We start from the raw sequence: 538 nt of genomic DNA on the forward strand, positions 1-538 counted from the left end.
GGTCTGCGCCGCCGCGCGTTCCGTTGGACAGCAGCGCGACGAAGAAGAAGGCTGCAAATGCGCCCGCAAAAGCGCCTGCCGACAACGAGACAGCGCCCGAACCTATGCCGAGGATGACGATCATGACTGCGCCGGTGGATGCACCGGCGGAAATGCCGAGAACATAGGGCTCGGCCAGCGGATTGCGCAGCAGCGACTGCATGATCGCGCCCGACAGCGCGAGGCCCGCGCCGCAGAAGGCTGCGACCAGCGCCCGGCTGAGGCGGTAGTCCCAGATCACCGTCTCATGGATGCGGTTGAGTTCGACCGCCGTCCATCCCAGACGGTTGGTAATGGCGGAGAACGTGGTGGCGAGCGGGATCGGCAGATCGCCTATGCCCACGCTGATGCCGACGACGAGGCCGATGGCTGCGAGCGAAGCCAGCAGCAGGACGCCGAAGGCGAATAGCTGCCGGAGGGAGCGTTGCGCCGCGGTCACTTCAGCAGACCGAGCGTCCTTAGCTGATCGGCCACCTGCTCCGCGCCATAGATCGTGCGG

General features: G+C 66.4%; 1 protein-coding gene. It reads right to left on the bottom strand.

Annotation, left to right across the window (positions count from 1 at the left end; all coding sequences use genetic code 11):
- The coding region (locus AB1462_RS31625) for an iron chelate uptake ABC transporter family permease subunit (RefSeq protein WP_367249012.1) at window positions 1-478 on the bottom strand (478 nt) is incomplete at its 3' end.
- Between the last annotated feature and the right edge of the window lie 60 nt (window positions 479-538).

Source organism: Pseudomonas sp. SB113 (assembly GCF_040754745.1).
Taxonomy (GTDB): Bacteria; Pseudomonadota; Gammaproteobacteria; order Pseudomonadales; family Pseudomonadaceae; genus Aquipseudomonas; species Aquipseudomonas grimontii.